The organism is Kitasatospora atroaurantiaca, assembly GCF_007828955.1.
Taxonomy (GTDB): domain Bacteria; phylum Actinomycetota; class Actinomycetes; order Streptomycetales; family Streptomycetaceae; genus Kitasatospora; species Kitasatospora atroaurantiaca.
Map to the genome: position 1 here is coordinate 6,093,794 of NZ_VIVR01000001.1, position 15,875 is coordinate 6,109,668.

General features: G+C 72.6%; 16 protein-coding genes and 1 pseudogene. 10 read left to right on the plus strand and 7 right to left on the minus strand.

Annotated features, from left to right (window positions below; translation table 11 throughout):
• Position 1: 1 nt before the first annotated feature.
• Positions 2 to 1,609 carry an amidohydrolase family protein gene (locus FB465_RS27435; RefSeq protein WP_246192867.1) on the minus strand — a complete coding sequence of 536 codons (1,608 nt, stop codon included), beginning with the start codon at positions 1,607 to 1,609 and terminating at the stop codon, positions 2 to 4.
• Positions 1,610 to 1,758: 149 nt separating this feature from the next.
• Between FB465_RS27435 and FB465_RS27440 the strand changes: the two genes are divergently transcribed.
• Positions 1,759 to 2,574: a uracil-DNA glycosylase family protein gene (locus tag FB465_RS27440; protein ID WP_145794751.1), complete on the plus strand. Its 816-nt coding sequence runs from the start codon at positions 1,759 to 1,761 to the stop codon at positions 2,572 to 2,574.
• A 57-nt stretch (positions 2,575 to 2,631) separates the two neighbouring features.
• Here FB465_RS27440 and FB465_RS27445 read toward each other — a convergent pair whose 3' ends face one another.
• A complete protein-coding gene (locus tag FB465_RS27445; RefSeq protein ID WP_145794753.1) occupies positions 2,632 to 3,063 on the minus strand; it encodes a MarR family winged helix-turn-helix transcriptional regulator in 432 nt (143 codons plus the stop codon).
• Between the two features lie 112 nt (positions 3,064 to 3,175).
• On the opposite strand from FB465_RS27445, the gene FB465_RS27450 reads away from it, so the two are divergent.
• On the plus strand, positions 3,176 to 4,012 hold the full coding sequence (locus tag FB465_RS27450; RefSeq protein WP_145794755.1) for an SDR family NAD(P)-dependent oxidoreductase: 837 nt from the start codon (positions 3,176 to 3,178) through the stop codon (positions 4,010 to 4,012).
• A 117-nt stretch (positions 4,013 to 4,129) separates the two neighbouring features.
• A complete protein-coding gene (locus FB465_RS27455) occupies positions 4,130 to 4,996 on the plus strand; it encodes an MBL fold metallo-hydrolase (RefSeq protein ID WP_145794757.1) in 867 nt (288 codons plus the stop codon).
• Here the strand turns inward: FB465_RS27455 and FB465_RS27460 are convergent.
• A complete protein-coding gene (locus FB465_RS27460; RefSeq protein WP_145794759.1) occupies positions 4,962 to 5,591 on the minus strand; it encodes an alpha-ketoglutarate-dependent dioxygenase AlkB in 630 nt (209 codons plus the stop codon). The genes FB465_RS27455 and FB465_RS27460 overlap by 35 nt on opposite strands.
• A 118-nt stretch (positions 5,592 to 5,709) precedes the next feature.
• Here FB465_RS27460 and FB465_RS27465 point away from each other — a divergent pair.
• The 4 genes and pseudogenes from FB465_RS27465 to FB465_RS27480 all read left to right on the plus strand — a co-directional run.
• Positions 5,710 to 5,844 (plus strand): annotated as a pseudogene (locus FB465_RS27465) (DNA-binding response regulator); the annotation flags it as partial.
• 421 nt (positions 5,845 to 6,265) lie between these two features.
• A complete protein-coding gene (locus FB465_RS27470; RefSeq protein WP_170290700.1) occupies positions 6,266 to 6,679 on the plus strand; it encodes an STAS domain-containing protein in 414 nt (137 codons plus the stop codon).
• A gap of 361 nt (positions 6,680 to 7,040) precedes the next feature.
• On the plus strand, positions 7,041 to 7,265 hold the full coding sequence (locus FB465_RS27475; protein ID WP_145794763.1) for a hypothetical protein: 225 nt from the start codon (positions 7,041 to 7,043) through the stop codon (positions 7,263 to 7,265).
• Positions 7,266 to 7,288: 23 nt separating this feature from the next.
• Positions 7,289 to 8,557, plus strand: coding sequence for an SPFH domain-containing protein (locus FB465_RS27480; RefSeq protein ID WP_145794765.1), 1,269 nt, complete (start codon positions 7,289 to 7,291; stop codon positions 8,555 to 8,557).
• A 22-nt stretch (positions 8,558 to 8,579) separates the two neighbouring features.
• Here FB465_RS27480 and FB465_RS27485 read toward each other — a convergent pair whose 3' ends face one another.
• The 4 genes from FB465_RS27485 to FB465_RS27500 all read right to left on the minus strand — a co-directional run bounded on the left by FB465_RS27485 (position 8,580) and on the right by FB465_RS27500 (position 12,173).
• Positions 8,580 to 9,653 (minus strand): DUF3048 domain-containing protein, encoded by a 1,074-nt coding sequence (locus FB465_RS27485; protein ID WP_145794767.1) that lies wholly within the window; start codon positions 9,651 to 9,653, stop codon positions 8,580 to 8,582.
• Between the two features lie 77 nt (positions 9,654 to 9,730).
• On the minus strand, positions 9,731 to 10,156 hold the full coding sequence (locus FB465_RS27490; RefSeq protein ID WP_145794769.1) for a RidA family protein: 426 nt from the start codon (positions 10,154 to 10,156) through the stop codon (positions 9,731 to 9,733).
• 32 nt (positions 10,157 to 10,188) lie between these two features.
• Positions 10,189 to 10,941 carry an IclR family transcriptional regulator gene (locus FB465_RS27495; RefSeq protein WP_145794771.1) on the minus strand — a complete coding sequence of 251 codons (753 nt, stop codon included), beginning with the start codon at positions 10,939 to 10,941 and terminating at the stop codon, positions 10,189 to 10,191.
• Positions 10,938 to 12,173: a sugar kinase gene (locus FB465_RS27500; RefSeq protein ID WP_211785866.1), complete on the minus strand. Its 1,236-nt coding sequence runs from the start codon at positions 12,171 to 12,173 to the stop codon at positions 10,938 to 10,940. Before FB465_RS27500 ends, FB465_RS27495 begins: the two co-directional genes overlap by 4 nt.
• A 185-nt stretch (positions 12,174 to 12,358) precedes the next feature.
• Here FB465_RS27500 and FB465_RS27505 point away from each other — a divergent pair, with 185 nt between their 5' ends.
• From FB465_RS27505 to FB465_RS27515, 3 genes are read left to right on the plus strand one after another with little or no spacing between them, the layout of a single operon-like run.
• Positions 12,359 to 13,615, plus strand: a complete 1,257-nt coding sequence (locus tag FB465_RS27505) for an alanine racemase (protein ID WP_145797631.1) — start codon at positions 12,359 to 12,361, stop codon at positions 13,613 to 13,615.
• The gene (locus FB465_RS27510) at positions 13,615 to 15,216 is read left to right on the plus strand and encodes an N-acyl-D-amino-acid deacylase family protein (RefSeq protein ID WP_145794773.1); all 1,602 of its coding nucleotides are present in this window, start codon (positions 13,615 to 13,617) and stop codon (positions 15,214 to 15,216) included. Before FB465_RS27505 ends, FB465_RS27510 begins: the two co-directional genes overlap by 1 nt.
• On the plus strand, positions 15,213 to 15,848 hold the full coding sequence (locus tag FB465_RS27515; RefSeq protein ID WP_145794775.1) for a bifunctional 4-hydroxy-2-oxoglutarate aldolase/2-dehydro-3-deoxy-phosphogluconate aldolase: 636 nt from the start codon (positions 15,213 to 15,215) through the stop codon (positions 15,846 to 15,848). The genes FB465_RS27510 and FB465_RS27515 overlap by 4 nt, the downstream gene beginning before the upstream one ends.
• Positions 15,849 to 15,875: the final 27 nt, after the last annotated feature.

A 15,875-nucleotide genomic window follows, 5' to 3' on the forward strand; every position in this document is an offset into this window, starting at 1 on the left:
GTCAGGTCCCCACGCGCCGCGCGGGGCCGGGTCGTGACCCGCCGGCCAGCAGCTCGGCGAGGCGGGTACCCAGCATCTCGGGGAGGTTGGCCTCGGCCGCGAGGGTGGTGAGGAATCCTGCGTCCTGACCGGCGGTCAGGGCGTCCAGGGTCAGCGCGGTGAGCGCTGCGGGCGCCGCGGACCGGCTTCTGATGACGGGTCCGCCGGCGAAGGCCCCGGCCGCGCCGCGCACGGGCAGCCGCGGGCGCAGCTCGGCGCCGGTCGGCTGGATCTCGTCCAGCGCGAGGTGCCAGGTCGGCTCCTCCTCGGGCAGGGCCAGCGCGTGCAGCGGTGCACCCGGCGCGGCCCGCGCGGGCAGCTCGCCGAGGGCGGCGGTAAGGCGGGCGGTGGCCTCGGCCAGGGTCAGGCCCGCCACCAGCGGGTCGCTCTGCTCGTCGTCGAGGTTGACCAGCCGGCCGGGGAGGGCCTTCTCCAGAAGGGCGCCGGGGGCCAGCGCGTGCATCAGCCCGGTGGTGCCGTAGCGGGCGGTGCCGTCGATGACGACGAGCCTGATGTCGTCGTCCCCGGCGTCGATCAGCCCGGCGTAGGGGTCACCGCCCGTCCCCGAGACGGCGAGCAGGTCGGCGCGCTTCCCGGGCTGGAGCGTGCCCAGCGAGCCGCCCCAGCGCAGCATCGCGGCCGCGTCGCTGGTCGCCATGGCGACCAGTTCGCGGTCGGAGTGGACGTCGCCCGCAGCCGCGGAGGCCAGCCGGGCGGCCTTGAGCTCGCCGAGCAGGCCCTTGCTGCCCGAGACCGACCAGTCCGAGCCGAGTCCGCTGCGCACCCCCGCCCGTTTGGCGGCGGCGATGTCGGCGGTCTGCCCGTACAGCAGCAGGTTGGACAGCGGGGACCACACCATGGAGCCGCCGTGGTCGGCCAGGATGTCGAAGTCGGCGGCGGTCAGTGCGGTGCAGTGGATGCCGATCAGGTTCTCCGTGATGGCCCACTTCCCGGGTGTCCCGGGCTCGTACTGCAGCGCCAGGAAGTGCGCACGGGCGGCGGTGTCGGTGCTGACGCCTTCGGCCAGATGCAGCAGCACGCGCTGCGAGCGGCTGATCCGGTCCAGGAAGCGCCGGGCGTCGGCCGCGTCGACGTCCGCGATGCGCGAGGCGGCGGCGGGCAGGGCCGGATCCTGCGGCTGTTCGACGTTGCGGACGACGCCCCGGTACATCCGGCGGGCGCCGGCGTTGCTGAACAGGGCGATGCCCTGGCTGGTGGTGGTGCCGTTCACCAGGGCCTTTGCCTCGACGTAGCGCACCACTGCGGGCATCAGCAGCGGATCGTGCCCGAGCACCGTCATCGGCCCGGTGACCAGCCGCCGGTAGGCCTCGGTGCCGCCCCACTGCGACCGGTTGGTGAACCGCTTCGGGACCTGCCACAACTGCAGGACGTCGTAGGGCAGATGGTTGTGAAGCTCGATCAGCCCCGGGTACACGCTGCCCCCGCTGGCGGTGCGTGCGAGGCCCTCGTAGCCTGGCGGCGGCGGGTCGGACGCCGGCCGCAGGTCCTCGATCAGCCCGTCGTGGACGTAGAGGACGCCGTCCGGGAGGACCGTGTTCCGCGGGTCCATCGTGACGAGGCGGCCGCGTAACGCGTACCGCCGAGGAGCTTCGGGAGCGATCGGAGGAGGCATCGGAGGTACCTCCCTTCCACGCCCATCATCGCGCGGGAGCTGCCGCCGCGCACTGTTGATCAGTCAACTGCCAGGCGGGAGAGCGTATGCACGACTTCGACCCCGGCTACGGCCGCGAGCCGTACGCCGGCCTGGTGCGCTCCTACCCGGGCGCCGAGACGTACCCGGCCGAGGACTTCCGCACCGAGTGGGGCCCGGTCTTCCACCGCGGCAGGCTCGACGGCACCGCCCGGGTCCTGGTGATCGGCCAGGATCCGGCCGCCCACGAGGCCGTCGCGCGGCGCATCCTGGTCGGCGCCGCGGGCCGCCGCTTCCAGGGCTTCCTGGCCAAGCTCGGCATCGACCGCAGCTACGTCATGGTCAACACCTACCTCTACAGCGTGTACGGGCAGCACGGTGGCGTCGCCCACTCGCACGACCCCGTGATCGCCGCCTACCGGCACGCCTGGCTGGACGCGCTCACCACCGACAACCAGGTCGAGGCGGTCATCGCCCTCGGCAGCCTGGCCGACCTGGCCTGGCACGCCTGGCGTGCCACCCCGGCCGGCACCGGGTACGCGGGCGCGTACCGGCACCTGCTCCATCCCACCTACCCCGACAGCGCCGCGGCGACCGGGGCCGACCCGGTGAAGGCGATGGCCAGGCTGCTCGGCGACTGGAACGACGGCCTGGACGCCCTGCACGGGGTGATCACCCACCCCGACAGCCCCCGCCCGCTGGTCCACTACGGCAGCGAGCTCACCGCGGCCGACCTGGCGGCCATCCCGGAGGCCGACCTGCCGCCGGGGCTCCCGGCGTGGATGCGCTCCGACAAGGCCTGGGCCGCCCGCCAGGGCGCCACGCCCGCCGACAAGCGGGCCACGATCGTCGTCACCGTACCGCCGGACCAGCGCCCGTCCTGAGCCGACGGCCTGGCCCGATCAGCCGCAGGCCACCGAGGTGGCGCGTGGGCCGGGTCCTCAGGGCTGCGGGTCCGGTCCTGCCATGAGCTCCAGGAGCCGGCACAGGGCCTCCCGCTGCTCGGCGTCGAGGGGCGCGAGCGGGTCGGTGGCGAAGGGCATCGCCGCGCGCAGCTCGCCGATGGCCGCCAGCCCGGCGGCCGTGGCCACGACGAGCTTGACCCGACGGTCGGCGGGCGAGGGCCGGCGCTCGACGAGGCCGCGTTCCTCCAGGCGGTCGACCATCGCGGTGACGTTGGAGGGCTCGGCGTGCAGCCGCTCCGCGACGGCGCGCATCGGGACCGGGTCGGCGGCTGCCAGCAGCGCCTTGGCCTGGAGCGGCGTCAGGTCGTGGGCGGCCGCGGCGGCCTCGGACTCGCGGGCGTAGCGGCGGTTGATGGCCGCGAACAGGCTGACCACACGGGCCGAGACCTCGTCTGAGGGGTAGGACATGCGTCCACTCTAGCGAGATGCTTGACAGCGGCAAACATTCCACCCCATAGTTATCGAAGCATGTAGTTATGACTGATAACTACTCTCATCCATAACCATCTCGGGAGTACTCATGTCCAAGGTCGTTCTGATCACCGGTACGTCGTCCGGCATCGGCCTCTCCGCGGCGGTCGCCGCGGCCCGCGCGGGATTCACCACCGTCGCCACCCTCCGTGACCCGCAGCGCGCGGACGCCCTGCGCAAGGCGGCCGAGGAGGCCGGCGTGCAACTCGACATCCGCCGTCTGGACGTCACCGACGCCGCCTCGGTCGCCGAGTGCATCGCCGGGGTGGTCGCCGACCACGGCCGCCTGGACGCCGTGGTCAACAACGCGGGCGCGGGGCACGTCGGGACCTTGGAGAACGAGAGCGTGGACGACGTACGCCAGGTGATGGAGGTCAACTTCTTCGGCGTCGTCCAGGTCTCCAAGGCCGCCCTGCCGCACCTGCGGGCGTCCGGCGGCCGTCTGGTGACGGTGACCAGTGTGGGCGGCGTCGTCGGGCAGCCGTTCAACGAGGCCTACTGCGCGGCCAAGTTCGCCGTCGAGGGTTTCATGGAGAGCCTGGCGCCGGTGGCCGCCTCCGTCGGGGTGTCGGTCAGTGTGGTGGAACCGGGCGCCGTCGCCAGTGAGTTCGTCGCCAACGTCGGTGTGGACCTCGCCGAGGCGATCGCCTCGGCCGGAGCGTACGCGCCCGCGCTGGAGGCCTACCTCGGCCGGACCAGGGCGATGTTCGCCTCCGCGGCACAGAGCTCCGACGAGGCCGCCGACACCGTCCTTGCGGCCCTGACCGCAGAGCGGCCCGCCTTCCGTCTGCAGACCTCGGACGCGGCGCGCGGCTTCGTCGGCGCCAAGCTCGCCGACCTGGACGGATCCGCAGTGCAGGCCTTCACCGGCGGCTGGATCGCCTGAGCCGCGCTCGCGCGTCCCCTGGTGTGTTGCTGCCTCTGGACGGTGGGCAGGGTCGCAGGGCAGATTGGGGCACCCGTCGTCGTCCGGCGGCGCCACCCACACCCGCCGGAGGCGGCCATGACCATCCATCATCTGGACTGCGCGAGCATGTGCCCGGTCGGAGGCCGTCTGCTGCTCGGCAGCGGCGGGCTGCTGACCGGCCGGATGGTGGCTCACTGCCTCCTGGTCGAGAGCTCGGACGGTCTGACGCTGGTCGACACCGGGTTCGGGACGGCAGACGTGGCCGATCCGCACCGGCTGGGCCGGCCGTTCCTCGCCATGATGCGGCCCAGGCTCTCCCCGGCCCGGACGGCTCTGCACCAGGTACGGGCGCTCGGGTACCGCCCTGAGGACGTCCGCCACATCGTGCTCACCCACCTCGACCTGGACCACGCCGGCGGGCTCGCCGACTTCCCGCAGGCGCAGGTCCACGTCTTCGCCGAGGAGCTCCGGGCCGCCAGGGCCCGCGCGACCCGGGGAGAGCGCGACCGCTACCGCCCCGCGCAGTGGGCCCACGGCCCGCGGTGGGCCGAGCACGGCACGGGCGGGGAGTCCTGGTTCGGCTTCGAGGCCGTACGGCCCGTGACCGGCTCCGACCCCGAGATCCTGCTGATCCCGCTGGCGGGGCACACGCGCGGACACGTCGGCGTGGCCGTCCGCCGGGGTGACGGATGGCTGCTGGACTGTGGCGACGCCTACTTCTCGCATACGGAGGTCGACCCCGCGGGGCCGCACCGCCCGCCCGGTCTCACCGCCTTCCAGCGACTGGTCGCCACCGACAACCGGGCGCGCCTGCACAACCAGGAGCGGCTGCGCGGGCTGCGAGCCGAGCACGCGGCGGAGGTCGAGCTGTTCTGCGCCCACGACCCGTACGAGTTCGACCGGCTGAGGACCGGCGCTGCTCGGACGGTCAGCGGACGCCCCGCGGGCGGAACTGGATGCTGATGCGGGGGCCGACCGGCCTGCTGGTCTTGGGGATTGCGTGCTCCCAGGTCCGCTGGCAGGAGCCGCCCATGACGAGCAGGTCGCCATGGCCCAGGACCTGCCGCACCGTAGGGCCTCCGCCGTAGCGCGGCCGCAGGAGCAGCGGACGCGGCTCACCGACGGACACGATCGCCACCATCGTGTTCTCCAGCCGCCCCCGGCCGATGCGGTCCCCGTGCCAGGCGACGCTGTCGTGCCCGTCGCGGTAGTAGCAGAGCCCCGCGGTGGTGAACGGTTCGCCCAGTTCGCCGACGTAGTGCTCGCTCAGCTCGGAACGGGCCCGGGTGAGCACCGGGTCGGGCAGCTCGTCGCTCTCGCCGTAGAAGGCGAGCAGCCTCGGCACGGCGACCACCCGTTCGTACATCATCCGCTGCTCGGCCTGCCAAGGGACCCCCGTGGCCAGCCGCTCGAACAGCGTGTCGGCGCCGGTCAGCCAACCCGGCTGGACGTCGATCCAGGCGCCGTCGCCCAGCTCCGTACGCCGCAGGTGGTCCAGCCGCGCCAGGCCGACGCGGTCGACCTCGTCGAAGAGAGAACCCTGCAGTTGGAAGGCCATGGGTCCAGCGTACGCCCAATGCGAACACCTGTACGAATGATTTGGACGGGGAGCCCGTCACCGCGCCGCCGCCGTCACCGGGCGGTGGCGCAGCGCCACGGACGTCCGGATGCCGCCTGCGATCCGCCGGGAGCTGGTGGTGTCGGAGGCGGCGGTGGGCAAGCACATCGGCAACATCCTGATGAAGCTGGACCTGCCGCCGGCCGAGGAGACCCACCGCCGGGTGCCGGCGGTGCTGGAGTTCCTCCGCGGCTGGCCGCAGCCCTCGTGGGTGACGTTCGCGCGCACCCGTGACTCGGTCGTGGAGGCGTTGAGGTGGATATTGCGAAGGTTTGCCGAAGGCGCGGTACCTCGTTAATCGGATCATCGCGCCCGTTCTGCGGTGTACGGGGGAATCCGGTGATCAAATTCACCGAATTCCCGCGTAGCTTCCGCCGGACCATCACGAGCGGGAGGATTCACCCGCCGGGCCCCGGGGGAGGGGCTGCTCGAGTCCGCGGGGCGCGGAACCGGGCGCTCCTTCCTGGACGAAAGGTTCCTGGGAAATCCGCCGCCTGCGCAGGCATAAGGTCGTCTCGCAGGTGCCATTGTCGGCACCTTTCGCTTACGACGAGACCACAGCGCGGAGCATCACCCCCCCCGTACAGGATGGGGCACAGCAGGAAGGCATAAACGTGGCAGTGAACCTCAGCTACGGCGAGCGGTACGGCTGGACGGTTGTCCAGGTCACCGGAGAGGTGGACATCAGCGGGGTCTCCGCCCTCCGGGAGAGGCTGCAGCGACTCATCGCGGAGGGCTGCGACCAGATCGTGGTGGACATCAGCAGGCTCGCCTTCTGCGACTCCACCGGGTTCGCCGTGCTGGTGGCGACCCGTCGGCTCCTCGTCGCCCGTGGCGGCCGGCTGCGCCTGGCCCTGCCCGGACCCGAGGTGCACACCCGCAAGGTGCTGTCCGCGTTCGGTATCGAGCGGCTCTTCGAGGTCTACGACTCGGCGGAGGAGGCCCTCGCCGACCAGCGCGACGCGCCGAAGGGGGTCGAGGCCCCGCTGCCCAAGCAGCGCGACGCCGCCTCGGCGACGGCGGACTGACGCGGCGACGGCGGACTGAAGGCAGGGGCCCGTGGGTGCAGACATGACAGTCCCCGGTGTCCTTCGTCGATATCGTGAGCCTCTCAACCGTCGCTGAGGGGTTCCGATACCGCGAGGATCTACCGGGGGCCTAGCCAGGGCCATAGACAAGGGAGTCACTCGGTCGGCCGTCGAACGTCTCCGGCGGCGGTGCGGCTCTCTCCGGTTGTCTGGTGTAATGACCAGTTTCCTCCCTATTTGCCCCACGTCAAGGGCTGTGCTAGGGGAATCTTCGCGCCGCTGGTGGCCGGGCCCTTTCGGGGCCGCGCTCGTTACATTGGAAGGCCAGGGGTTCTGCTGCGCGAGAGGGCGGGCGAGCTGGATGGACGTGTCGGACGACGCGGTGCAGAGCCCGGTCGGAGCAGTCGGACGGGTGACGGTGTCGATTCCGCGGGACGGACCGGGTGAGGTGCTCCTGCCGGTGCGTGGGGGGACCGAGGCTTTTGCTGCCTGGGCGGACGAGCCGATCGCGAGGCACACCCTCGTGATGGTGGTGGAGCGCACCTCGGCGCGGTCGGTCATCGTCGTTCCGTTCTCCTCCCCGTAGCCCGACACCCCAGGAGTCACGTCATGTTGTTCTGGCACGTTCCCGCTCCGAACGAGGCGTTGCTGATCTCAGGTTCGAAGCGGCAGGCCCAGGAGACGCAGTTCAGGATCGTCACCGGCCACGGGAGCTTCGTCCTCCCGATCAAGCAGAAGGCCCGGATCCTGTCCCTGGCCCTGCGGGAGGCGGAGATCACCGAGGACTGCGTCACCCAGCAGGGCATCCGCCTCAACGTCCGGGCCGTCACGGTGTTCAAGGTCGGCGACGACTTCGTCTCCATCGCCAACGCGGCCCGCCGCTTCCTGGCCGAGCAGGACCGGATGGAGGAACTGGTGGGCCGGATCTTCGCGGGCCACCTGCGGTCCATCGTCGGCGGGCTCACGGTCGAGCAGATCATCCGCGAGCGGGACCGGGTGGCCCAGGAGGTGAAGGAGGGCAGCCACACCGAGATGGAGAAGCTGGGCATCGTGGTGGACGCCCTCCAGATCCAGGAGATCGAGGACACCACCGGCTACATCACCAACCTCGCCGCCCCGCACGCCGCCGCCGTGGCCAGCCAGGCCCGGATCGCGCAGGCGAGGGCCGACCAGGAGGCGACGGAGCGCGAGCAGGAGGCCGCCGCCCTGAAGGCCCAGTACGAGCGGGACACCGCCATCAAGCGGGCGGGTTTCGTGGCCGAGACCGAGCAGGCCAATGCCAGGGCCGCACTGGCGGGACCGCTCGCCGAGGCGCGCGCGTCCCATGAAGTCGTCCAGGAGCAGACCGCCCTGGCCCAACGTCAGGCCGAACTGGCCGCCCAGCGGCTGGAGGCGGAGGTCCGTCGGCCCGCCGACGCGGAGGCGTACCGGCAGCGTACCCTCGCCGAGGCCCAGCGGGACCGGGCGAAGTTCGAGGCCGAGGGCGAGGCCTACCGCAGGACAACGCTCGCGACCGCGGAGGCGCAGGCGATCCGGGTCCAGGCGGACGGCACGGCGTACGCCGAGCGGACCACCGCCGAGGCGCAGTCGGCGGCCAACAGTGCCCGGGCCGAGTCGCTGAAGGACGGGAACCAGGAGCTCATCGCGGCCAACCGGGTCATCGACAACCTGCCCGCTCTCGTCGATGCGGCGGCCAGGGGCATCGCCGGCTCGAACCTGACCATCCTCAACGGGACCGAGGGCGTCAACCAGATGGCCGCGGGGATCGTGGGTCAGGGGCTGGCGATCCTCGACAGCCTGAAGCAGTCGACCACGGCGGTGAACCGGCCCGCGCCGAGCTCCGCACCGCCGGCTGCACCGCCGGCGGACGAGGGCTGACGCCGGACCAGGTGCGCGGGGTTCAGGCCGGTTCCAGCACCACCCAGACCTGGCCCGGGTGGAAGTTCATCGGCTGCCCCGCGTACGTGAACGTCGTGCCGGCGTCGGCGCTCGCCCGCGACCAGGTGCCCTGGTAGGCCTTGCCGTCACGCAGGACCACGGCATCGCCGCTGCCCACGGTCGGCGCGTACGGGGAGAGCACGCCGGGGGAGTCCATGAACCCGCGCGGCGAGGTGGTCTCGGCCACCTTCTGCACCACGATGGTCGGTGCGCCCATCTGCCCGGCGTCCCTGGTCGCGGCGGGCTTGCCGTCCATCGTCACCAGGTACTTGCCCTGTGCGGCGTCCCAGGTGAAGGTGAAGGACGCGGCGGGCATCTTCGCCGTGAGGGAGCCCGTCGGCACACCGCCGTCCGGTGCGGCGCCGAAGCGGAACCCGATGTCCTTGGCCGGTGCCGAGTCCGGGAAGTGGCGCAGGGTGCCCGAGGGCCTGACGTACTGGTTGAACGGCGCGATGTTGGACCGGGTGCGGAAGAAGGAGGAGCCGTCCTGCTGCGGCGTGCAGTTGAACACATTGGCCCCGGCAAGGACCGGCAGGAACTTCGTGAGTGCGCCGGAATACACGAAATCCACCTTCCCGTACTGCTCGAGGATCGGCAGATCGCTCTCGCGCGCACTCCGGACCGGCCCGATGGCGTCACCCTGGGGCAGATGGTTCGCATCGTAGATCGCCAGGAATCTGGAGAGTCCGCCCTCGACCTCGATCGCGTAGACCACGTCGGCGGAGTTCACGCCGGTCTGCGGCCGGGCATTGACGATGTTGTCGATCTTCACGGCAAGGATCCGGCCCGCCTCACCGGGCAGCCCCGTCAGGGGCGAGACCGTCTCGGTGGGTGACGGCGAGGGCGACGGGCCGGTGGGTGACGGTGATGGCGACGGCGCCGGGGCGCTGGCCACCGGAGCCCGGGAGTGTCCTCCGGGTATCGCCAGCACCACCGCGATCGCCACGGCGAGCCCGGCGGCGACGAGCGCGAGAACTCGTGTCCTGAGCGGAGCGGATCTCCACCGCCCGAGTGCCTGTTCGAGGATTCTCATCATGGCGGGACCACCTCGGTTACCGGCCGATCCCATCTTCGGTGATCGACTGATCCATGACAAAGCTACTCCGAGGGCGCTCAGCCGAGGACGGCCTGGGCGTCGATCTCGACCAGCATCGGCTCCTGCGGCAGCTCGACGAAGATCGTGGTGCGGCAGGGCTTCACCCCGCCCGGCTTGATGTTCTCCTCGATGAACTGCGCGTAGACCTCGTTCATCAGCGGGAAGTCCGACCGCTTGGTCAGGTAGACGCGGAACATCACCACGTCCTCGATCGTCCCGCCGCCGGCCTCGACGATCGCCTTGACGTTCTCCAGGGTGCGCCGGGTCTGCGCCCCGACGTCGCCGGGGTGGAGGTACTCGGCGGTCACCGGGTCCTGCGGGCCCTGGCCGGACACCTGGAGGATCGGGCCCTTGCGGACGCCCTGCGAGAACATCCAGGCGGGGGCGGGGGCGCCGTCGGTGCGGATCTCTGTCTTCTCGCCGAATTGTGGCTGCTCGGTCATCTCGATCTTTCCTGGTGGGTGCTGAGGGAGGGTCAGGCCGTGCCGGTCGGCAGGCCGCAGTCGGCGGAGATCGCCCGGGCGGTGGCCAGCAGCTGCGGCAGCAGCTCCAGCACCTGCTCGTACGGGAGCACGATGTCCGGGACCGACACCGAGGCGGCGGCGACCACCCGCCCGGTGGCGTCCCGGACCGGGGCGGCGATGCAGTTGATGAAGGCTTCGTGCTCGGCGTGGTCCTGCGCCCAGCCCTGGGCCGCGACGGTCTCCAGCTCGGTGAGCAGCGCCTCCGGGCCGGTGAGGGTGTTCGCCGTGAACGGCGTGAACTCGACGTTCGCGACCACCCGCCGCCGCTCCGGCTCCGGCAGGTCGGCGAGCAGCACCTTGGAGACGGCCGCGCAGTGCAGCGCCGCCCGCAGGCCGATCCGGGAGTACATCCGCACCGGGTGCCTGGAGTCGTACTTGTCGATGTAGACCACCTCGCCGCCCTCGTACGCCGCCAGGTGGACGGTCTGCCCGGTGGCCGCGTTCAGCGCGGCGAGGTGCGGTGCGGCCGTCCGGCGTACGCCGCGCTGCTCGAGCGCGAGCCCGGCGAGGGCGAACAGCCCGGCGCCCAGGTGGTAGCGGTAGGCCGCGTCGCGGTAGACGAACCGCTCCTCCTCCAGGCTCTGCAGCAGGCGCAGCACGGTGGTCTTGTGCACGCCGATCACCTCGGCCAGCTGGTCGAGGGAGCGCTCGCCCTCGCCGAGTTCGGCGAGCAGGCGCAGGGCGCGGGTGACGGTCTGGCTCATGGGGCTCCAAGTCTCGGGGGCGGCTCGCCGCCGGGCGCTCCTGGTCCGGTGTCGACGCTTCTCGCTCCGGCGCTCCTGCGTCGCTCGTCGCTCGGCCCCGCGGCGGAGCCGCTGACCGGCACTGCCGACACCGGCGCGCCCTCCGGCTCCCCGCCCGGGGCGGGGGACGCGGCCGGTCGCGGTAGCGCCGGGGACACGATGCCATCCGCCGAGACCCGGGTCGCGGCCCACTGCCCGGCCTCGGCGTCGAGCAGGGCCCCGAGCACCTCGGGGAGCGGTATCTCGCCCTGGTCGCCGTGGGCGGTCAGCGCGGACGCGGCGCTGAGGTGGCCGAGCCGCAGCCGCCGTCGCTGGTCGAGGCCGCGCAGGGTGCCGGCCAGATAGCCGGCGGCGAAGGCGTCCCCGGCGCCGGTCGGCTCCACCACGTCGACCGCGAGCGCGGGCTCGGTGACGGTGGTGCCGTCCCGGTCGAGAGCCGTGACCAGGTGGCCTGCGTCCTTGACCACCACGGTGGCGGGGGAAGGGAACATCCGCCGCAGCTCTGCCGGGTCACCGGTGCCGAAGGCCGCCTCGGCCTCGTCCGCACCGAGCAGGAGCAGGTCGGCGGCGTCCAGCAGGGCGGGCAGGACGCCCGGATCCCGGCCGTGCCAGAGGGCAGGACGCCAGTTGAGGTCGAAGCTGACCAGCCGGCCGGGGCGCCGCTCGGCCAGTAGTCGGCGGACCAGGGCGAGGCAGCCGTCGGAGAGCGCCGGTGTGATCCCGGAGAGGTGGAGCAGCCGCGCGTCGGCCAGCAGCCGGGCCGCCGCCGGGTCGGCCAGCAGCTCGGGTGAGAGGGCCGAGGCGGCGGAGCCTGCGCGGTGGTAGTGCAGTCGGCTGCGGCCCGGGCCGAGGTCGTACGGGTGGCCGACGGCGCCGCCGACCTCCTTGAGGTAGACGCCGGTCGGCCGGTGCGGGTCGACCGCGACGGCCGAGGTGTCGACACCGCGCGCGGCGACCTCCGCGACCAGCCGGCGGCCGAAGCCGTCGTCACCGACCCGGCTGATCCAGGCACTGGGCACGCCCAGCGCGGCCAGGCCCCCGGCCACGTTGGACTCGGCGCCGCCGACCGAGGGCCGGAACGCGCCGACCGTCTCCGGCGGGCCGGGCCGGTCGGGCAGCAGGGCGGCCATCGACTCGCCCAGGCACACCGCCTGCGGCAGAAGGGCGGTTGCTCGCGCGTCCTGGCGTGCCATGGGGTGCGCCCCCTCGCTTCTGTCGGACCGTTGACCTCTGTTCGCGCTCGATGCTAGAACCGTAGTGCCAACATATGCAATCCACGTTGCACATGTTGCAACCTCCTCGGAATCGAGGACGTCGGTCGAAAGGACCAGGCACGGTGGACCACCAGACGTACGCAAGCAGCAGCGGCCGGGACGGGATGGACCGCGCCAAGGTCGCGGCCCTGGCCGACGAGCCCCTGGACTGGCGCTTCAAGGCCCTGCCCCCGAGCGCCTGGGGCCTCACCGTGCGCGAGTTCCTCGCCGAGAAGCCCACCCTCGCCGACTTCGGCACTCCGCTGCTGACCCTGGACGCGAGCGCCCTCGACCACAACCTGCGCACGATGGCCGCCTGGTGCGCCGAGGCCGGCGTCGGCCTCGCCCCGCACGGCAAGACCACCATGGCGCCCGCCCTGTGGCAGGCCCAGATCGACGCGGGCAGCCACGGCATCACCCTCGCCAACCTCCCGCAGCTGCGCGTCGCCCGCGCCTTCGGCGTCGACCGCGTCCTGCTCGCCAACACCCTGCTCGACCCGGCCGGACTGGCCTGGCTGGCACGGGAGTTGGACGGCGACCCCGGCTTCGCATTCACCTCCTGGGTGGACTCGGCCGAGAGCGTCCGGCTGATGGACGAGGCGCTGCGCGCGGCCGGCGCAGGGCGGCAGGTCGAGGTGCTGGTCGAACTCGGCGGCCCGGGTGGGCGTACCGGCGTCCGGGATCTCGACACCGCCCTGGAGGTCGCCCGCGCCGTCCGGGCGGCGCCCACCCTGCGGCTGGCAGGCGTCGGCGGCTACGAGGGCGCGCTGGCGCACGACGCCACCGAGACCGGGCTCGGCACGGTCCGCGCCTACCTGCGGTCGCTCGCCGAGCTGCACCGGCGGATGGGCGACCTGTACGACGGGGAGGAGGTGGTGGTCTCGGCGGGCGGCAGCGCCTACTTCGACACCGTGGTCGAGGAGTTGAGCCCTTCCGACCCGGCCACCCGGCTGGTCCTGCGCTCCGGTGCGTACCTGGTGCACGACGACGGCTTCTACCGGGGCATCTCCCCGCTCGCCCGTGGTGCCGGCACCCCGTTCCGTTCCGCCATGCACGGCTGGGCCCGCGTCGTCTCCCGCCCCGAACCGCAGCTCTCGCTGCTCGACGCCGGCAAGCGCGACCTGCCCTACGACGAGGGCATGCCCGAGCCCCAACGCAGCTCCGCCGGTCCGGGTGACCTCTCCGGAGCCCGGGTGACGGCCCTGAACGACCAGCACGCCTTCCTGCGCGACGCAGGCGACCTCGCCCCGGTCGGTGCCGTACTCCGTCTCGGGCTCTCCCACCCCTGTACGGCCTTCGACAAGTGGACGCTGATTCCCGTCCTGGACGACGCCGACGGCCCGGACCCGAGGGTGGTCGACCTGGTCAGGACCTTCTTCTGATGCCTGATCTGCTGTTCCGGGGCGCCACCGTGGTGGACGGCTCCGGCGCCGACCGCTACCGCGCCGACGTCACGGTGACCGACGGCCTGATCGAGGCGATCGGCGGCGGCCTGACCGCCACCCGGGTGATCGACGCCGACGGGCTGGTGCTCGCACCCGGGTTCATCGACATGCACGCCCACTCGGACCTGCAGCTGATCGTCGAGCCCGAGCACCCCTCCCGGGTCACCCAGGGCGTCACCTGCGAGGTGCTCGGCCAGGACGGTCTCTCCTACGCGCCGGTGACGGACACCACGCTCGCCGCGCTGCGCCGCCAACTCGTCGGCTGGAACGGCGATCCCGAGGACCTCGACTGGAACTGGCGCACCGTCGGCCAGTACCTGGACCGCCTCGACCGGGGGATCGGCACCAACGCCTGCTACCTGGTGCCGCACGGCTCGGTCCGGATGCTCGCGATGGGCTGGGACAACCGGCCGCCCACCCCGGCCGAGCTCGACCGGATGCGCCAACTGCTCGCCCAGGGCCTGCGCGAGGGCGCGGTGGGCATGTCCAGCGGGCTCAGCTACACCCCCGGGATGTACGCCGACACCGCCGAGCTGACCGCCCTCTGCGAGGTGGTCGCCGAGTATGGCGGCTACCACGCGCCGCACCAACGCTCGTACGGCAAAGGAGCGTTGGAGGGGTACGCCGAGATGGTGGAGATCGCCCGGCGCTCCGGCTGCCCGCTCCACCTGACCCACGCCACCATGAACTTCGAGGTCAACCGGGGCCGGGCAGGCGAGCTGCTCGCACTCGTCGACCAGGCCATCGCCGAGGGCTGCGACCTCACCCTCGACAGCTACCCGTACCTGCCGGGCTCCACCACCCTCGCGGCCCTGCTGCCCGGTTGGGCCACCGAGGGCGGCCCGGACGCCACGCTGGCCCGGCTCGGCGACCCCGCCGTCCGGGAGCGGATCAGGATGGACGTCGAGGAGAAGGGCAGCGACGGCTGCCACGGCGTGGTCACCGACTGGGCCACCGTCCAGATCTCCGGCGTCGGCAGTCAGGAGCTGGCGAGGTCGGTGGGCGCCACCGTCGCCGAGCTGGCGAAGGTGCAGGGACGCAGCGGTACCGAGGTCTTCCTCGACCTGCTGCACGAGGACCGGCTGGCCACCACGATCCTCCAGCACGTCGGCGACGAGGAGAACGTCCGGGCCGTCATGCGCCACCCCGCGCACACCGTCGGCAGCGACGGCCTGCTCGTCGGAGCCCGCCCCCACCCGCGTGCCTGGGGCACCTTCGCTCGCTATCTGGGCTACTACAGCCGGGAGTTGGGCGTCCTCACACTGGAGGAGGCGATCGCCCGGATGACCGGCCGACCGGCCCGCCGGCTCCGGCTCGACCGCCGGGGCCTGATCCGCCCCGGCCACCACGCCGACCTGGTGCTCCTGGACCCCGGGACGGTCCGGGACACCGCCACCTTCGACCACCCCAGGCGCCCCGCCGCCGGCATCGCGTACGTCTACGTCAACGGCACCGCGGTGATCCGGGAAGGCCGGACCACCGGCGCCCTGCCCGGCCGGGCCCTGCGCCGTACCGACCGGGGAACGAGAGCCAGTTGACCACCCCCACGGCTCTCCGAGCGCTGGCCGCCGACCCGGTGATCGCGGTCGTCCGGGCCCCCCGCATACCGGACGCCGCCGCCCTGTGCGAGGCCCTCGCGGCGGGCGGCATCCACTGGGTCGAACTCACCTTCACCACACCGGATGTGGTGACCCATCTGCGCCGGGCCGCCTCCGCCGGACACCGGGTCGGCGTCGGCACCGTGCTGACGGCCGAGCAGGCCGAGCAGGGCATCGCGGCCGGCGCGTCCTTCCTGGTGACCCCGGGCTGCCGCCCCGAGGTGGCGGCCGTCGCCCGCGCGGCGGGCGTGCCGGTCGTCCTCGGCGCCCTCACGCCCACCGAGGTCGCGGAGGCGGTCGACCTGGGAGCGGCCGCCGTGAAGATCTTCCCGGCCAAGGCCTTCGGCCCCGGCTACTTCAAGGACCTGCGCGGCCCCTACCCCGATGTCCCGCTGGTCGCCTCCGGCGGCGTCAACGAGGCCAACGCAGCCGAGTTCCTCGCCCAGGGTGCACTGGCGGTCTGCGCCGGCACCGACGTGGTGCCCCCCACCGCCGTGGCCGACGCCGACTGGGCCGAGATCACCCGCCGCGCCCTCGCCTTCACCGCCGCGTGTGGCTCCGCCCGTCGGTAAGGCAGTGGGCCAACCACAGGGGCGAGG